Source organism: Planomonospora parontospora, assembly GCA_014647935.1.
Taxonomy (GTDB): domain Bacteria; phylum Actinomycetota; class Actinomycetes; order Streptosporangiales; family Streptosporangiaceae; genus Planomonospora; species Planomonospora parontospora.
Window position 1 is genome coordinate 15,667 of the sequence record BMQD01000001.1, and the last position, 17,068, is coordinate 32,734.

Below are 17,068 nucleotides of genomic sequence, written 5' to 3' on the forward strand. Positions count from 1 at the left end.
TATGCGCGTAAATGAAAACGGTTGTCAAAATCGAGGGGAGACTGTCGCCCGGTGGACCGGCCGGGATGGTGAGGAGCGGAACGGGCGGGGAGCGAGCCGGTGAAGGGCGGGGCCGAGGACTCCTCGCCGGAGCGGCCCTTCTGCGACCCGTCCCGGTGGATCCGGCCAGGGCGAGGCACTCCTCCCCGACCGGGCGGTGTCAGAAGGCTCCGAACCGGTCGGCGGCCAGCAGCAGGAGGAAGGTCAGCAGGGCGATCCGGAGGATGCGGCCCTTGATGGCCAGGGACGGCCAGGACATGTAGGCCAGCCAGCCGACGAACGCGATCACCGGGAGCACGGCGAGGCCGCCCCAGAAGGACGGCACCGCGAAACCGGCCAGGAGGAGGACGACGAGGAGCAGCGGAGGGACCCAGCGGGGGAGCTGGAACAGGAACACCAGGGGCGCGGCGCTGAACCGCTCGACCTTCTGCCGGAGCCCGGTCGCATCGGGGGTGAAGAACTGCTCGCCGGGCGGGAGCGGGCGCCGGGCAGCCGGGCGGCCGGGTCCGGTCGTGCGGCCGGAGGCGGCACGCCGGGCGAGAGGGTGCGCGGGACGCCCGGAGCCGGGACGCTCGGAGCTGCTGCTCTTGTCGGCCACGGCCAGAGCCTAACGCCGGGGCGTCCGGCATGACACGCTCCGGCGGGGCGCGTTCCGCCGTACCTCCGTTCCGCCGTACCTCCGGACCCCGCAGGCTCCCCGGACGCCGCCCGGGGCGTCCCGCTTGTGGCCGGGGGCGGGCCGTACGTAGACTCGGCGGCGGCGGACTCCCACGCCGAACCTCCTCGATCGGGCACCCACGCCGCCCGTGCTCCACGGAGGCAAAGGGGATTCACGTGCCTCGGGAGGCTGCGGGTCCCATGCGCGCCGACCGACGTCGCGGCGGGCCGACCGGCAGGCGTGGGCTGCGGGTGGCCGTACGCCGCGAGCGGAGTCAGCATGACCAGCAAGAAGCAGCTCAAGATCCGGATCCGGGCGCGGATGGCGAAGACCGGCGAGAGCTACACCGCCGCCCGCCGCCATGTCGTCGACCGGCCCGAGCCCGCGACCGACGGCGCCTGGACCTTCCACGGCGGGCGCCACCCGGGCAGCGCGGCCATCGCCGCGGTCCTCGCCAACCGGGGCCTCGCCGTCGGCGAGCCGATGGTCTTCCTCGCCGGAGGCGGCATCGGCGCCGGATACATCCTGTGGGAGTTCAAGCACGACGGCAGCCGCCACCTCACGCTCGGCTTCCGCAACCAGTGGCAGTACCACGACCGCTGGACGGCCAAGACCCTGGACCGGCTCGGCGTCGGTTTCACCGCGCACACCACCTCGGGGGCCAAGGGCGCGTCCGCCGCCCTCGCCGCGGAACTGGACGAGGGGCGGCCCTGCATCGTGCTGCCCGACCGCTACCACGTCGGCTACTGGGGTCTCCCGGAGAGCCTGGACGGGTACGGCGGGCACCCGGTCGTCGTCTACCGGAGCGACGGCGGGGACGTGCTCGTCGACGATCGGGGAGCGGCCCCGATCAGGGTGCCGCGGACGCGGATGGACGCCGCCCGGGCCCGCGTGCCGTCCTACAAGAACGTCATGCACGTCCTGAACCCCGACGGCCCCGCCGCCACCGACGACGGGCGGCTGGCCTCGGCCGCGCTGGAGGGGCTGCGCGACGCCGCCGAGCACCTGAGCGCGGCCTCCGAGTCGTTCTCGCTCCCGGCCTGGCGCAAGTGGTCGCGGATGATGGTCGACCGCCGCAACGCCAAGGGCTGGCCGAAGGTGTTCGCCGACGGACGCGGGCTGGCGGGGGCCCTGCTGTCGATGTGGGAGGGCGTGGAACCCGTCGGGACGGACGGCGGCAACCTCCGCGACCTGTTCGCCGACGGGCTGGAGGAGGCCGGCGCGCTGCTGGACCTGCCGCTCGCGGACCTGGCGGAGGAGTTCCGCCGGATCCACGGGCTCTGGCACGACCTGGCCGAGGCGGCCTTCCCGCTCGACGTCCCGGAGTTCGCCCGGATGCGCGCGCTCACCGCCCGGATCCGCGAGTCGCTGCTGGCGGAGGGTACGGCGGGCGGCGGCGCGGAGGAGGACCCCCGGGCGGCCGCGGCGGGAGCGGGAGCGGTGCTGCCGCAGGACGCGGTGGACGGAGCCGCGGAGCTGGGGGAGCTGCGGGCCGCGGTGGACCGGGCCTCGCCGGTCGGGGACCACGAGGCGCTCTTCGCCGGCCTGAGCACGCGTCTGGCCGGGATCCACCGGGCGGAGAGCGAGGCGGTCGCGGCCCTGCGGGACCTGGTGCGGGAGCGGGGACGCGGATGAGAGGGCCCTCTGGCATGCTGGGCGGATGCTCGCTCTCATCCGCTACTCGGTGCCGCCCGCGCGGGCCGGGGAGTTCCTGACCCAGGCGTACGACATCATCGACACGCTGGCCGCGCAGCCGGGCTACGTGCGCGGCCGCGTGTCGAGGTCGGTGGACGAGCCGGACCTGTGGGCGCTGGTCAGCGAGTGGGAGGGGGCGGGGTTCTACCGCCGGGCCCTCGGCGCGGCGCGGATGGCGATGTACCCGCTGATGACACTGATGATCAACGAGCCGAGCGCCTTCGAGGACGTCGAGCGCGGGTGACCGCACCGCCCGCCCGGCCGCCCGCCCGGGCGGAGGAGGACGCACCGGGACCGGCGCGGGGCGCGGCGGGCACGGGAGCGGACACGGGCGCAGCGCGCACGGACGCGATGTGCGCGCCCCGCCGTCCCGGGCTCCCCTAAGCTGGGAGCCCAGTCGATTCCTCGCCGACCTCCAGCCGGATGGAGATTTTCCCTTATGTCACGCCGTACGGACATCATGGACACCATCGTCAGCCTCTCGAAGCGACGTGGGCTCGTCTACCCCTCCAGCGAGATCTACGGAGGCCTGCGCGCGTCGTGGGACTACGGCCCGCTGGGCGTGGAGCTCAAGAACAACGTCAAGCGGCAGTGGTGGAAGTCCATGGTCCAGGCCCGGGAGGACGTCGTCGGCCTCGACTCGTGCGTCATCCTCGCCCGCGAGGTGTGGCAGGCCAGCGGCCACGTGGAGACCTTCACCGACCCGCTGACCGAGTGCCAGTCCTGCCACAAGCGCTACCGCGCCGACCACCTCGAAGAGGCCTACGCCGAGAAACACGGGAAGCCGGCGGCCGGCGGCCTGGCCGACATCACCTGCCCCAACTGCGGCAACAAGGGCGCCTTCACCGCGCCCAAGCAGTTCAGCGGCCTGCTGAAGACCTACCTCGGCGCGGTCGAGGACGAGTCGGGCCTGGCCTACCTGCGCCCGGAGACCGCGCAGGGCATCTTCATCAACTACCTCAACGTGCAGCAGTCGGCGCGCCGGAAGATCCCGTTCGGCATCGGCCAGATCGGCAAGTCGTTCCGGAACGAGATCACCCCCGGCAACTTCATCTTCCGCACCCGCGAGTTCGAGCAGATGGAGATGGAGTTCTTCGTCAAGCCCGGCACCGACGAGGAGTGGCACCAGTACTGGATCGACGAGCGCTTCCGCTGGTACGTCGACCTGGGCATCAGCAAGGACAACCTGCGGCTCTACGAGCACCCGCAGGAGAAGCTGTCCCACTACTCCAAGCGCACCGTCGACGTGGAGTACCGCTTCAACTTCACCGGAAGCGAGTGGGGCGAGCTGGAGGGCATCGCCAACCGCACGGACTTCGACCTGACCGCGCACGGCAAGGCCTCCGGCACCGACCTGAGCTTCTTCGAGCAGGACACGGGCGAGCGCTACGTGCCGTACGTGATCGAGCCGGCCGCCGGCGTCGACCGCGCGACGCTCACCTTCCTCATCGACGCCTACACCGAGGACGAGGCGCCCAACGCCAAGGGCGTCATGGAGAAGCGCACGGTCATGCGCCTCGACCACCGGCTCGCACCGGTCAAGGTCGCGGTCCTGCCGCTGTCGCGCAACGCCGATCTGTCGCCGAAGGCCAAGGACCTGGCCGCCCAGCTCCGCAGGCGCTGGAACGTCGAGTTCGACGACGCGGGCGCCATCGGCCGCCGCTACCGCCGCCAGGACGAGATCGGCACGCCGTTCTGCGTCACCGTCGACTTCGACACCCTGGACGACCACGCGGTGACCATCCGCGAGCGGGACTCCATGGCCCAGGAGCGGGTCGCCCTCGACCAGGTCGACTCCTACCTGCGGCAGCACCTCAACGACTGACCCGCCGCTCGTGACGTACGGCTCCCGCCCCCTCGGACGGGAGCCGTACCCGCCCCGGGGAGCGGCCGGCGGTCCCCGCGCAAGACGAACCGGTGAACCCGGCAGGTGATGCGGTGAAGCGACCCACGATCGATGACATCGCCCGCCGCGCGGGGGTCTCGAAGGGGGCCGTCTCGTTCGCGCTGAACGGCCGCCCCGGCGTGTCGGCGGAGACCCGGGACCGGATCCTGTCGATCGCCACCGAGCTCGGCTGGCAGCCGAGCAGCGTCGCCCGCGCGCTCTCGGAGGGCAGGGCCGACGTGCTGGGCCTCGTCGTGGCCCGCCCGGCCCGCACGCTGGGGCTCGAACCGTTCTTCATGCAGCTGATGTCCGGGATCGAGGCGGCGCTCTCGGCGGCCTCGGTGGGCCTGCTGCTGCAGATGACCGAGGATCCGCAGACGGAGACCGGGATCTACCGCCGCTGGTGGGCGCAGCGCCGGGTGGCCGGGGTGATCCTGGTGGACCTGCGGGTGGACGACCCGCGGGTCGCGGTCCTGGAGGAACTGGGGATGCCCGCCGTCGTCGTCGGCGGACCCGAGGGGGCCGGCCGGCTGCCCGCCGTCTGGAGCGACGACGCCGAGGCGATCGGGTCGGTGGTGGAGCACCTGGGAGCGCTGGGGCACCGCAGGATCGCCCGGGTGGCCGGCCCGGAGGTGCTGCGGCACACGGTCGTCAGGACCCGGGCGATGGAGGCGGCGGCCGCCGCGCGCGGCATGGAGAGCGTCACCGTGCACACCGACTACGGCGCCGACGCGGGAGCGGACGCGACCCTGCGGCTGCTGCGTTCCCGGTACCGGCCCACGGCGGTCGTGTACGACAACGACGTCATGGCGGTGGCGGGCACGGCGGCGGCCCAGAACGCCGGGATCGCCGTGCCGGAGCGGTTGTCGGTGGTGGCGTGGGACGACTCCGCGCTGTGCCGGCTGACCCGCCCGCACCTCACCGCGGTGAGCCGGGACATCGCCGCCTTCGGCGCGCGGGCCGCCCAGAGCCTGCTCGACCTGGTGGCGGGGGCGGAGGTCGGCTCGTGCCGGGACGCGACGCCCCGGCTGGTGGTCCGGGGGAGCACCGCACCGCCCGCGGAGTGAGCGGGGGCCCGCGGCCGCCCGATCACCGGGGACGCCGGTTCCGGGGAGCGCCGCGCCGCCCGCGGGGTGAGTGGGGCATCCGTTTTCACCCGGTTGACCGCGTCCGCGCCGGGGCGGGATCCTGCTGGACGGCGAGGCCGCGCGATCGGCGCGGTGGCACCGCGAGGAGGCGGCACCGCGAAGGGGTCCGGGCGGTCTTCCGGCTCTCCGGTCCGCTCGGCTCCGCCCCCCCTCACCTGACAAGGAGCTGACGATGTTCGTCGACATGCCGCTGGACCAGTTGCGCGGTTACCTGCCCGAGCGGCCGGAGCCCGCCGACTTCGACGCCTTCTGGGACCGTACGCTGACCGAGGCCCGCAAGCACGACCTCGGCGCGGTCTTCACCCCGCACCCGAGCGCGCTGACGGTGGCCGACGTCTACGACGTGACCTACGCCGGGTACGGCGGGCACGCGATCAAGGGCTGGCTGCTGGTGCCGCGCGGGGCGGAGGGCCCGGTGCCGTGCGTGGTGGAGTACATCGGCTACGGGGGCGGCCGGGGCCTGCCGATCGACTGGCTGCTGTGGCCGTCGTTCGGCTGGGCGGTGTTCGTGATGGACTCGCGGGGCCAGGGGGCGGGCGGCTGGCGGCGCGGTGACACCGCCGACCCGGAGCCGGGCACGGGCCCGCAGACCCCCGGTGTGATGACCAAGGGCATCCACGACCCGGACGACTACTACTACCGGCGGCTCTACACCGACGCCGTCCGGGCGGTGGAGGCGGCCAGGACCCACCCTGCGGTGGACCCCGGCAGGATCGCGGTGTCGGGCGGCAGCCAGGGCGGCGCCATCGCGCTGGCGGTCTCCGCCCTCGTGCCGGACCTCGCCTGCGCGCTGATCAGCGTGCCGTTCATGTGCCACATCCGGCACGCCACGCAGATCACGGACGAGAACCCCTACGCCGAGCTGGCCGTCTACTGCCGGGTCTTCAAGGACCGGGTGGAGGAGGTCTTCACGACCCTGTCGTACTTCGACGGGCTCAACTTCGCGGCCCGCTCCGCCGTCCCGGCGCTGTTCTCGGTGGGCCTGCGCGACGGCGTCACCCCGCCCTCCACGGTCTTCGCCGCCCACAACCACTACGCGGGGCCGAAGGAGATGCGGGTGTACCCGTACAACGGCCACGAGGGCGGCGAGTCCGCCCACGCCATGGAGCAGGCCGCGTTCCTGCGGGCGGCCCTCGGCGCCTGACGCCCGGCCGGTCCGGGCGCGAGTGACGAGTGCGGGGTACGGCGTGCGCGCCGTACCCCGCACTCGTCCTGCGCTCCCGCCGGTCCCGCGGGCGCCCGGTGCACCCGCATGAACCGCGGAGAACGATCTGGAATTGGTTTACACCAATTGGTTTATACCAATTCTCGGGGTGACCGATATCACCTGGAAAATGTTGCCGATTTTAATTGGATTAGACCGCAGAGTGGGCTTTGAGCTGCATGGACGTGCTTCACGGGTAAGGGTGGCGTTTCATTCGCTGCTTCATCGGTAGAGTCCCGACTAAGGCGAAGAGCGCGTCATTTGAAGCCGTAGAAGGAGCAGCCGTGCCCAAGTACGTATACGACTTCACCGAGGGCAACAAGGATCTCAAGGATCTGCTCGGCGGTAAGGGGGCCAATCTGGCCGAGATGACCAATCTCGGGCTGCCGGTCCCCCCCGGCTTCACGATCACCACTGAGGCGTGCCGCGGTTTCCTCGCCGGAGGCGCGCTCCCCGGCGGCCTGGAGGAGGAGATCGCCCTCCACCTGGCCGCGCTGGAGAGGCGGATGGGCCGCCGCCTGGGCCAGGCCGACGACCCCCTGCTGGTGAGCGTGCGCTCCGGCGCCAAGTTCTCCATGCCCGGCATGATGGAGACCGTCCTCAACATCGGCCTGAACGACGAGTCCGTGCGCGGCCTGGCCAAGCAGGCCGGCGGGAACGAGCGCTTCGCCTGGGACTCCTACCGCCGCCTGATCCAGATGTTCGGCAGGACCGTCCAGGGCATCGACGGTGAGCTGTTCGACGGGGCCCTGGAGCGGCTCAAGGCCGGCCGCAGCGACCTGGACCTGCAGGCCGAGGACTTCCAGCGCCTGGTCGAGACCTACAAGGAGATCGTCCGCACCGAGACCGGCGAGGACTTCCCCGCCGACCCCTACCGGCAGATGCGGATGGCCGTCGAGGCCGTCTTCGCCTCGTGGAACGCCCCGCGCGCGGTGCTCTACCGCCGCCAGGAGCGCATCCCGGCCGACCTGGGCACCGCCGTCAACGTCTGCTCGATGGTCTTCGGCAACTGCGGCATGGACTCGGGCACCGGCGTGGCCTTCACCCGCGACCCCGGCAGCGGCCAGCAGGGCGTCTACGGCGACTACCTGCAGAACGCCCAAGGCGAGGACGTGGTGGCCGGCATCCGCAACACCATGCCCCTGCAGGAGCTGGAGGCCATCGACAAGGACTCCTACGACGAGCTCATGCGGATCATGGAGAAGCTGGAGAACCACTACCGCGACCTGTGCGACATCGAGTTCACGGTCGAGCGCGGGAAGCTGTGGATGCTCCAGACCCGGGTGGGCAAGCGGACGGCCGCGGCCGCGTTCCGCATCGCCGTGCAGCTGGTGGACCAGGGCCTGATCGACCTCGACGAGGCGGTCACCCGCGTCACCGGCGACCAGCTCGCCCAGCTCATGTTCCCCCGCTTCGACGGCGGCGCGGGCAGGAAGCGGATCGCCAGGGGGATGAACGCCTCCCCGGGCGCGGCCGTCGGCAGGGCCGTCTTCTCCTCCGAGCGGGCCGTCGAGCTCGCCGCGGCGGGCGAGGCCGTGATCCTGGTCCGCCGGGAGACCAACCCCGACGACCTGTCCGGGATGATCGCCGCCCAGGGCGTGCTCACCTCGCGCGGCGGCAAGACCTCCCACGCCGCCGTGGTCGCCCGCGGCATGGGCAAGACCTGCGTCTGCGGGGCCGAGGAGCTGGAGGTCTCCGCCGCCGAGCGCCGCTTCACCGCCCCCGGCGGCGTCGTGGTCGCCGAGGGCGACGTCATCTCCATCGACGGCTCCAGCGGCGAGGTGTTCCTGGGCGAGGTGCCCGTGGTCGACTCCCCGGTCGTGGAGTACTTCGAGGGCGCCCCCGTCGGGGGTGACGAGCTGGTCGCCGCCGTGCACCGGATCATGTCCCACGCCGACTCCGCCCGCCGCCTGGCCGTGCGGGCCAACGCCGACAACGCCGAGGACGCCGCCCGCGCCCGGCGGTTCGGCGCCCAGGGCATCGGGCTGTGCCGTACCGAGCACATGTTCCTCGGCGACCGCCGGCAGCTGGTCGAGGACCTCGTCCTGGCCGACGGCGACGACGAGCGCGAGCGGGCGCTGGCCGCCCTGGAGCCGCTGCAGCGGGCGGACTTCACCGAGATCTTCCGGGCGATGGACGGCCTGCCCGTCACCGTCCGCCTGCTCGACCCGCCGCTCCACGAGTTCCTGCCCGACCACACCGAGCTCGCGGTCAAGGTCGCCCTCGCGGGGGACCGGGCCACCGGCCGGGACCGCAGGCTGCTGGCCGCGGTCAAGCGCCTGCACGAGCAGAACCCCATGCTGGGCCTGCGCGGCGTACGGCTCGGCCTGGTCGTCCCCGGCCTGTTCGCCATGCAGGTCCGGGCGATCGCCGAGGCGGCCAGGGCGGTGCCCGGCGCCCGCGCGGAGATCATGATCCCGCTCGTCGGCGCCGTCCAGGAGCTGGAGTGCGTCAGGGAGGAGGCGGCCGGGATCCTGGCGGAGGCGGGGGTCGAGGCGGCGGTCGGCACGATGATCGAGGTGCCGCGCGCCGCGCTCACCGCGGGCCAGATCGCCGAGGCCGCCGAGTTCTTCTCCTTCGGCACCAACGACCTCACCCAGATGACCTGGGGATTCTCCCGCGACGACGTCGAGGCCGCGTTCTTCTCCCGCTACCTGGACCTGGGGGTCTTCGGCGTCTCCCCGTTCGAGACCCTGGACCGCGCCGGCGTCGGCCGGCTCGTGCGGATCGCCGCCGAGGAGGGCCGCAGGGCCAGGCCCGGCCTCAAGCTCGGCATCTGCGGCGAGCACGGCGGCGACCCCGACTCGATCCACTTCTGCCACGAGGTCGGCCTGGACTACGTGTCCTGCTCGCCGTTCCGCGTGCCGGTCGCCCGGCTGGAGGCCGGCCGCGCGGCCCTGGCCTGCGCCGGTTCCGACACCCGCTGACGGGATCGGCCGCGGGGACCGCGCCGGGCCGCGTCCGCCGGGGAGGCGGGCGCGGCCCTCCCGCCGGTCCTCCCCGGCGGCCCTCCCGCCGGTCCCCCGCCGGCCCGTACGACCGGCCGCTGGAACCGTCCCCCGCGGCCGTCCGCGGACCCTCCGGCGCGGCGAGGAGTCCACCGGACTCCGCGGCGTCCCGGAGTGTTTACCGGCTGTCAGGCATGGACCGGTCCTATCGGGGATAAAATCACTGCACTTATGCATCGCTATGACGAGTCCGATCAGGCCCGATGGGTGCCGGAACCCCCCGGCAACCCCGAGCGAGGCCCGTTCGCCCGGGACCGCGCGCGCGTGCTGCACAGCGCCGGGCTGCGGCGGCTGGCGGCCAAGACGCAGGTGGTCGGACCGGGGGAGACCCTGGCCAGCGGGCAGCACATCCCCCGCACCCGGTTGACCCACTCCCTGGAGTGCGCGCAGATCGGCCGCGAGATGGGCGAGGCGCTCGGCCGCGACCCCGACCTGGTGGAGACCGCCTGCCTGGCCCACGACCTCGGGCATCCGCCCTTCGGGCACAACGGCGAGACCGCGCTGAACGAGGTCGCCGCCGCGTGCGGCGGCTTCGAGGGCAACGCGCAGAACCTGCGCCTGCTGACCCGGCTGGAGGCCAAGGTCCTCACCGAGGACGGCCGCAGCGCCGGGCTGAACCTCACCCGGGCCACCCTCGACGCGGCCTGCAAGTACCCCTGGCGCCGCCCGGAGCCGGTCGAGGGGGTCACCGGCCGGCAGCCGTACGGCGCCTACGACGACGACCTGCCGGTCTTCGAGTGGATCCGACAGGGCGCCCCGGCCGGCCGGGTGAGCTTCGAGGCGCAGATCATGGACTGGGCCGACGACGTCGCCTACTCGGTGCACGACCTGGAGGACGCCCTGCACGCGGGGGAGGTCACCCTGGGGATGCTGCGCGACGGGGCCGAGCGCCGCGACGTGTGCGCCACCACCCGCGCCTGGTACGCCCCGGAGGCGGACCCCGCCGAGCTGGAGGACGTCTTCGCCCGGCTGGTCGCCTCACCGCTCTGGCCGCGCGAGGTCGACGGCTCCATGTCCGGCCTCGCCGCGCTCAAGGGCCTCACCAGCGCGCTCATCGGCCGCTTCTGCAGGTCCGCCGAGGTGGCCACCCGGGAGGCGTACGGTCCGGCCCCCGGTCGCTACGGCGCGGAACTGGTCGTGCCGAGGTCCAGCCGCCTGGAGTGCGCGGTGCTCAAGGGGGTCACCGTCCACTACGTGATCACCCGGGAGGACCACAGCGCCAACCGGGCCCGGCAGCGGGAGCTGATCCACGACCTGGCCCGCCTGATCGCACGGAGCGCCCCCGACTCCCTGGAACCCGCGCTCCGGCCCGCCTTCGCCAGGGCGGGCGACGACGCCGCCCGGCTGCGCGTGGTCGTCGACCAGATCGCGTCGCTTACCGACACCTCGGCGGTCACCTGGCACCGCCGCCTGGGCGGGCGCTGACGGACTCCGGCCCACCCGGCACCGCCGCCTGAGGGAGCGCCGACGAACGCCGGCGGGCGTTCCCGGCGGGGGACCCGGCCTCGCCGGGAAGGCCCCGGCGGGAGCGTCACCCGTTCAGGGTGGTGACCTGCCTGCTCTCCTCCACCGGCTTCTTGCGCGGCTTCCTGGTGGGCGTGGGGGTGGGCTCCGGCTTGGATGTGCACAGGATCGCGCACGCGGGCGTCCGGCCGGTCCGCTTCACGAGGGCCCGCGTCTCGTCGGCGGGGGACAGGGTGCGGTTCCCCTTCAGCCAGGCGTCCAGGTAGTTCCAGGGCTTGACCATGCCCCGCCGCACCCACCACACGGAGGGCTCGGTCTTCCAGGAGATGGCGAAGTAGAGGTTGCTGGCGGTGTCGCGGGCGTTGCCGGAGTTGCCGATCTGCCCGAGCACCTGCCCGGTCTTGACCCGGGTGCCGGGTGCGATCCCCGGCGCGACCGAGTCGAGGTGGCCGCCCAGGTAGAGCACGCCGTCCTCCCCGGCGACCGTGACGAACCGGCCCTCGCGGTCCTGGCCCCGGTCGGTGGAGGGCTTCCACCGGTTCTTGATGTTGACCTCGTGGACCACGCCGTCCACCGGGGAGACGAACGAGCAGCCCTTGCCCGCCCAGATCGTGGTCTTGGGCAGCACCAGCAGCTTGCGCTGGTAGGTGGCCTCGCAACCCTGCACGGGGAAGGTGTAGGTGAACTCCGAGACCTTCGGCGGGGGCACCGGGACGGGCTCCTCGCCCTGGGGCGGCCGCACGGCCACCGGGGACGGCGAGGGCGTCGCGGAGCCGGTCTCGGCCGCCGGCGGCGGGATCGTCGCGGTCACCGAGTCCGGGGCCGCGACCAGCTCCGCGGAGGCCGGAGGCACCGTGCTGACACCCGCCACCCCGACCGGAGAGGCGCACGCTCCGGTGACGAGGACGGCGCCCGCCACGGCGGCCAGTCGTGCTATATGCCCCGATCTCATGATGTCCACCCGCATAAGTTATCCAGAATCGGCCGTTACCTTTGTAACGGACCTCATCATCGACCACGACCCGTTCGGGAAAGTCGCTTTGGGGTCGCTTCCCGGCGATCTCCGGCACCGCTCGGGCCCGCAGGCCGGTCCGGCAGGCTCGCCGGGCGCCGTCCGGGGGCCGTCCGGGGGCCGTCCGGGGGCAGTTCGCAGGCCGGCCCGGCAGGCCCGCGGGGGGTGGTCCGCAGGCCGGTCCGGCGCCGCCTGAGCTGTCGGAGCGCCGGACTAGACTCGCGGCGTGGCAGGCCGGATCAGTGATGAGGACATCGCGCTCGTGCGGGAGCGCTCACCGATCGCCGACGTCGTGGGCGAGCACATCCAGCTCCGCAACGCCGGCGGCGGCAACCTGAAGGGGCTCTGCCCCTTCCACGAGGAGAAGAGCCCTTCCTTCAACGTCACCCCCGCCCGCGGCTACTACTACTGCTTCGGCTGCTCCGAGGGCGGCGACGTCATCACCTTCGTGCGCCGGATGGAGCACCTGTCGTTCGGCGAGGCCGTGGAGCGGCTGGCGCAGCGGGCCGGCATCCAGCTCCGCTACGAGCAGGGCGGCTACGTCCCCGGGCGGGAGCAGGGTGAGCGCAGCAGGCTGATCGAGGCGCACCGGGCGGCCGCGGAGTTCTACGCGGCCAAGCTGGCCGACCCGGAGGCCGCGCCGGGCCGGAGGTTCCTGTCGGAGCGCGGCTTCGAGCGGGTCGACGCCGAGCGCTTCGGGGTCGGCTACGCGCCCGCCGGGTGGGAGGCGCTGACGCGGCACCTCCTGGCCCGCGGGTTCACCGCCGCCGAGCTGGTCAAGGGCGGGCTGGCCAAGGAGGGGCGCAGGGGGCCGATCGACCGCTTCCGGGGGCGGCTGGTCTGGCCGATCCGCGACATCACCGGCGACGTGATCGGGTTCGGCGCGCGCAAGCTGAACGACGCCGAGGACGGCCCCAAATACCTCAACACGCCGGAGAGCCCGCTCTACCGCAAGAGCGAGGTCCTCTACGGCGTCGACCTGGCCAAGCGGGAGATCTCCAAGCAGTCCCGGGCGGTGATCGTCGAGGGCTACACCGACGTGATGGCCTGCCACCTGGCGGGCGTGACGACGGCCGTGGCCACCTGCGGCACCGCGTTCGGCGCCGAGCACATCAAGGTGCTGCGGCGGCTGCTGCTGGACCACACCGGATCGCAGGGCGAGGTGGTCTTCACCTTCGACGGCGACTCGGCTGGGCAGAAGGCGGCGCTGCGCGCCTTCGCCGACGAGCAGAAGTTCGCCACCCAGACCTACGTGGCCGTGCAGCCCGACGGGCTCGACCCGTGCGACCTGCGGGTCACCAAGGGCGACGCGGCGGTCCGCGACCTGGTGGCGAGCCGGCAGCCGCTGTTCGCGTTCGCCATCCGCAGCGTGATCTCCCGCCACGACATGAGCACCAACGAGGGGCGGCTGGCCGCGCTGGACGCCGCCGCGCCGATCGTGGCGGGCATCAGGGACCGGGCGCTGCGCCAGCTCTACGGGGTGGACCTGGACCGCTGGCTCGGCTTCAACAACGAGCGGTTCGTGATGGACCGGATCGCCGAGGTGGCCATGGCCGCCAAGGACTCCAGAGACCCCAGGGGCGCCGCCTCGGGGAGGGCGCGCGAGGGCGGGCCGGGCGGGCCGGGTGGTCAACGGCCGAGGCGGGTCGCCGACCTGACCGACCCCGGGGTGCGGATCGAGGCCGAGGTGCTGAAGCTGGCCGTGCAGCGCCCGTCGCTGCTCGGCGACCGGTTCGACGCGATCGGCGCGGAGGCCTTCACCCGGCCCGAGCACGTCGCGCTGCACAGGCTGGTCATGGAGGCCGGGGGCACCGCGGCCGGCGGCGCGGGCGGACGCGAGTGGGTGGACCGCCTGCTCGCCCTCGCGGGCGAGGACCTGCGCGGGACGGTCACCCGGCTTGCCGTGGAGGAGCTCCGCGCGGACCTCGCGAACGAGCAGCGGTACGCCTCGGACCTGGTCGCCGCGCTGGAGGGCATCACGGTGTCGCGGGCGATCGAGCAGGTGAAGTCGCAACTGGAGCGGACCGACCTGGCCGGCGGACCGGAGGAGTACCGCCGGCTGTTCGCGGAGCTGAACGAGCTGGAGCGCCGGCGGCGCGTGCTGCGGGAGCAGGCCGCCGGAAGCTGATCACGTAATCAGCTTTAATTTCCTGACGCTCATTCGGCCAAACCCGAATAAGGTCTCGATCCGATAATGATTGAGACCTTACCTCCGGTGACAAAAATAGGCCTGCCGTTTCAGGTGACTAATACAGCAGACTGTCTCCCGTGGGTGCATCGGTGCTGCCAAGCGGGCCGCCTTCGGTAGACCAGGTGGCCGACCTCGTCGCGAAAGGAAGAGAGCGCGGAAGCGTCACGGTCGATGACGTCGCCGCAGCCCTCGACAAATCCGAGCTGCCGTCCGACGCGCTGGAGCGCGTCGTGCGGATGCTCGCCGAGAACGGAGTGGAGGTCCTCGAGCCCCAGAGCGAGGAGGAGACCCCCAAGTCCGATGAGGAGGATGTCGGGAAACGAGCGCCGACCAGTGACCTGGTCCGCATCTACCTGCGGGAGATCGGGCGGGTGCCGCTGCTCACGGCGGAGGAGGAGGTGGAGCTCGCCAAGTCCATCGAGGCGGGGCTGTTCGCCGAGGAGAAGCTGGCCGCCATCGCCTCCCGGCTGGCCTTCCCCGAACTGGGAGACCTCGTCTGGGAGGGCACGCGGGCCAAGCAGCGGCTGATCGAGGCCAACCTGCGGCTGGTCGTGTCGATCGCCAAGCGTTATGTGGGGCGCGGAATGCTGTTCCTGGATCTGATCCAGGAAGGCAACCTCGGTCTCATCCGGGCGGTCGAGAAATTCGACTACACCAAAGGCTACAAGTTCTCCACATATGCCACGTGGTGGATTCGGCAGGCGATCACCAGGGCCATCGCCGACCAGGCGCGCACGATTCGCATCCCGGTGCACATGGTCGAGACGATCAACAAGCTGGTCCGGGTCCAGCGCCAGCTCCACCAGGACCTCGGCCGCGAGCCCGCGCCGGAGGAGATCGCGCTGGAGATGGACCTCCCGATCGAGCGGGTGATCGAGATCCAGCGCATCGCCCAGGAGCCGGTCTCGCTCCAGTCGCCGATCGGCGAGGAGGACTCCGACCTCGGCGACTTCATCGAGGACGCCGACGCGGTGGTGCCGATGGAGGCCGCGGCCTTCATCATGCTGCAGGACCAGCTCGAGGAGATCCTCGCGACGCTGTCGGAGCGCGAGCAGCGCATCATCCAGTTGCGCTTCGGTCTCGCCGACGGGCATCCCCGGACGCTGGAGGAGGTCGGCAGGGAGTTCGGGGTGACCCGCGAGCGCATCCGCCAGATCGAGTCCAAGACCCTGGCGAAACTGCGCCACCCGACGCGGGCGCAGATCCTGCGCGACTACCTCGACTGACCTCCCGGTCGAGGAGATCGGACCGAGGGCCCCGGAGCGTGCTCCGGGGCCCTCGCCGTGGGAGGGGCCCGCGGCCGCACCGACGGCGGGGTGCGCCGCCCCGCGGAACCGCCGCCTTGTCGACCCGCGGCTCTGCGGCCCCGCGGCCCCGGTGTGCCGGGGCGGCGGTTCCGGTTCCGGCTCCGGCGAGGGGTTGTCCATGGAGCAGGTCAAGGAACCCGCTGACGCGGTTAACGCGCTCGCCGAGCCTCTCTCCGGCCAGGCCGCGGGTGCAGCAGGCTGATCTCCGCACCCGGAAAACCCGATCTTCTCATCGAGAAGGAGTGGAGGAACATATGACCGACCTCAGCCGTCGCAGGCTTCTGACCGGTACGGGACTGGCGATGGGCGCCGGTGCCGCGGCCGGTGCCGGGCTGGTACAGCTCGGGAAGCCGGAGCCTGCCTCGGCCGCCGCGTCCGGTGGATCGATCCCCTTCCACGGACTCCACCAGGCGGGGATCGCCACGCCCGTCCAGGAGCGCCTGCACTTCGCCTCCTTCGACCTCGGCACCCGGTCGGCGGCGGAGGCGGCGGGGCTGATGAAGGCCTGGACGGCGGCGGCGGTCCGGATGACCGCGGCGGAGGAGATCGGTCGCGGGGCGACCGGCAGGGCGCTGGCCCCGCCGGACGACACCGGGGAGACCCTGGAGATGCACGCCTCGCGGCTCACGCTGACGGTCGGCTTCGGCCCCTCCTTCTTCACCAGGCTGAACCTGCCGGCGCCGGACCGGCTGAGGGAGCTCCCGCCCTTCCGGGGCGACCGGCTCGACCCGGCCCGCAGCGGCGGCGACGTCTGCGTGCAGGCGTGCGCGGACGACCCGCAGGTGGCGGTGCACGCCGTACGGAACCTGGCGCGGATCGCGGCCGGCAAGGCGTCGCTGCGGTGGTCACAGATCGGGTTCGGCAGGACCGCCTCGACCACGCCGGAGGAGAAGACCCCGCGCAACCTGATGGGCTTCAAGGACGGCACCAACAACATCGCCATGGACGACCGCTCCAAGCTGAACCGGCACGTCTGGGTGGGGGAGGAGGGGCCCGGCTGGATGGAGGGCGGGTCCTACCTCGTCACCCGGCGGATCCGGATGCACCTCGACATCTGGGACCGGACCCCGTTGAAGCAGCAGGAGGACGTCATCGGCCGGTACAAGCGGACGGGCGCCCCGTACGGAGGCACCCGCGAGTTCGACCCGGTGCGGATCCACGCGCTCCCGCCCGCCTCCCACGTGCGGCTGGCCCACCCCGACTCGAACGGCGGATCCAGGATCCTGCGCCGGGGCTACTCCTACACCGACGGCACCGACGGCCAGGGACGGCTGGACGCGGGCCTGTTCTTCATCGCCTACCAGCGCGACCCGGAGGAGGGGTTCGTCAAGCTCCAGCGGTCGCTGTCGGCCCGGGACTCCCTCAACGCGTTCATCCAGCACGTCGGATCGGGCATCTGGGCCTGTCCCGGCGGGGTGAGGCCCGGGTCATTCTGGGGCGAGGCACTGTTTTCTTAG

Annotated in this window: 12 protein-coding genes; 10 read left to right on the top strand and 2 right to left on the bottom strand. The window is 72.5% G+C overall.

What is annotated here, in order from left to right; all coding sequences use genetic code 11:
* Positions 1-199: 199 nt before the first annotated feature.
* On the bottom strand, positions 200-637 hold the full coding sequence (locus IEZ07_RS00090) for a DUF6703 family protein (RefSeq protein ID WP_191892916.1): 438 nt from the start codon (positions 635-637) through the stop codon (positions 200-202).
* 339 nt (positions 638-976) lie between these two features.
* Between IEZ07_RS00090 and IEZ07_RS00095 the strand changes: the two genes are divergently transcribed.
* The 7 genes from IEZ07_RS00095 to IEZ07_RS00125 all read left to right on the top strand — a co-directional run bounded on the left by IEZ07_RS00095 (position 977) and on the right by IEZ07_RS00125 (position 11,062).
* The gene (locus IEZ07_RS00095) at positions 977-2,332 is read left to right on the top strand and encodes a BtrH N-terminal domain-containing protein (RefSeq protein ID WP_204054184.1); all 1,356 of its coding nucleotides are present in this window, start codon (positions 977-979) and stop codon (positions 2,330-2,332) included.
* Positions 2,333-2,357: 25 nt separating this feature from the next.
* Positions 2,358-2,636 carry an antibiotic biosynthesis monooxygenase family protein gene (locus IEZ07_RS00100; RefSeq protein WP_068896852.1) on the top strand — a complete coding sequence of 93 codons (279 nt, stop codon included), beginning with the start codon at positions 2,358-2,360 and terminating at the stop codon, positions 2,634-2,636.
* A gap of 195 nt (positions 2,637-2,831) precedes the next feature.
* The gene (locus IEZ07_RS00105; protein ID WP_191892917.1) at positions 2,832-4,217 is read left to right on the top strand and encodes a glycine--tRNA ligase; all 1,386 of its coding nucleotides are present in this window, start codon (positions 2,832-2,834) and stop codon (positions 4,215-4,217) included.
* Between the two features lie 113 nt (positions 4,218-4,330).
* Positions 4,331-5,344, top strand: coding sequence for a LacI family DNA-binding transcriptional regulator (locus IEZ07_RS00110; RefSeq protein WP_191892918.1), 1,014 nt, complete (start codon positions 4,331-4,333; stop codon positions 5,342-5,344).
* A gap of 253 nt (positions 5,345-5,597) precedes the next feature.
* On the top strand, positions 5,598-6,569 hold the full coding sequence (locus IEZ07_RS00115; protein WP_191892919.1) for an acetylxylan esterase: 972 nt from the start codon (positions 5,598-5,600) through the stop codon (positions 6,567-6,569).
* A 344-nt stretch (positions 6,570-6,913) separates the two neighbouring features.
* Complete coding sequence (ppdK, locus tag IEZ07_RS00120; protein ID WP_191892920.1) at positions 6,914-9,556, top strand: pyruvate, phosphate dikinase; 2,643 nt, start codon at positions 6,914-6,916, stop codon at positions 9,554-9,556.
* Between the two features lie 252 nt (positions 9,557-9,808).
* Positions 9,809-11,062: a deoxyguanosinetriphosphate triphosphohydrolase gene (locus IEZ07_RS00125; protein ID WP_191892921.1), complete on the top strand. Its 1,254-nt coding sequence runs from the start codon at positions 9,809-9,811 to the stop codon at positions 11,060-11,062.
* A gap of 106 nt (positions 11,063-11,168) precedes the next feature.
* On the opposite strand, the gene IEZ07_RS00130 is transcribed toward IEZ07_RS00125, so the two are convergent.
* Positions 11,169-12,053, bottom strand: a complete 885-nt coding sequence (locus tag IEZ07_RS00130) for a M23 family metallopeptidase (RefSeq protein WP_191893349.1) — start codon at positions 12,051-12,053, stop codon at positions 11,169-11,171.
* 286 nt (positions 12,054-12,339) lie between these two features.
* Between IEZ07_RS00130 and dnaG the strand changes: the two genes are divergently transcribed.
* The 3 genes from dnaG (at position 12,340) to efeB (ending at position 17,068) form a co-directional block, all read left to right on the top strand.
* The gene (gene dnaG / locus IEZ07_RS00135) at positions 12,340-14,241 is read left to right on the top strand and encodes a DNA primase (protein WP_191892922.1); all 1,902 of its coding nucleotides are present in this window, start codon (positions 12,340-12,342) and stop codon (positions 14,239-14,241) included.
* A gap of 185 nt (positions 14,242-14,426) precedes the next feature.
* Positions 14,427-15,530, top strand: coding sequence for an RNA polymerase sigma factor RpoD (gene rpoD, locus IEZ07_RS00140; RefSeq protein WP_231647298.1), 1,104 nt, complete (start codon positions 14,427-14,429; stop codon positions 15,528-15,530).
* A 335-nt stretch (positions 15,531-15,865) separates the two neighbouring features.
* Positions 15,866-17,068 (top strand): iron uptake transporter deferrochelatase/peroxidase subunit, encoded by a 1,203-nt coding sequence (gene efeB / locus IEZ07_RS00145; RefSeq protein ID WP_191892923.1) that lies wholly within the window; start codon positions 15,866-15,868, stop codon positions 17,066-17,068.

Coding starts and splice junctions, on each gene's coding strand:
- IEZ07_RS00105 (WP_191892917.1), top strand. CDS start 2,832: ATGTCACGCCGTACGGACATCATGGACACCATCGTCAGCCTCTCGAAG.
- efeB (WP_191892923.1), top strand. CDS start 15,866: ATGACCGACCTCAGCCGTCGCAGGCTTCTGACCGGTACGGGACTGGCG.
- IEZ07_RS00130 (WP_191893349.1), bottom strand. CDS start 12,053: ATGAGATCGGGGCATATAGCACGACTGGCCGCCGTGGCGGGCGCCGTC.
- IEZ07_RS00125 (WP_191892921.1), top strand. CDS start 9,809: ATGCATCGCTATGACGAGTCCGATCAGGCCCGATGGGTGCCGGAACCC.
- IEZ07_RS00115 (WP_191892919.1), top strand. CDS start 5,598: ATGTTCGTCGACATGCCGCTGGACCAGTTGCGCGGTTACCTGCCCGAG.
- IEZ07_RS00095 (WP_204054184.1), top strand. CDS start 977: ATGACCAGCAAGAAGCAGCTCAAGATCCGGATCCGGGCGCGGATGGCG.
- IEZ07_RS00100 (WP_068896852.1), top strand. CDS start 2,358: ATGCTCGCTCTCATCCGCTACTCGGTGCCGCCCGCGCGGGCCGGGGAG.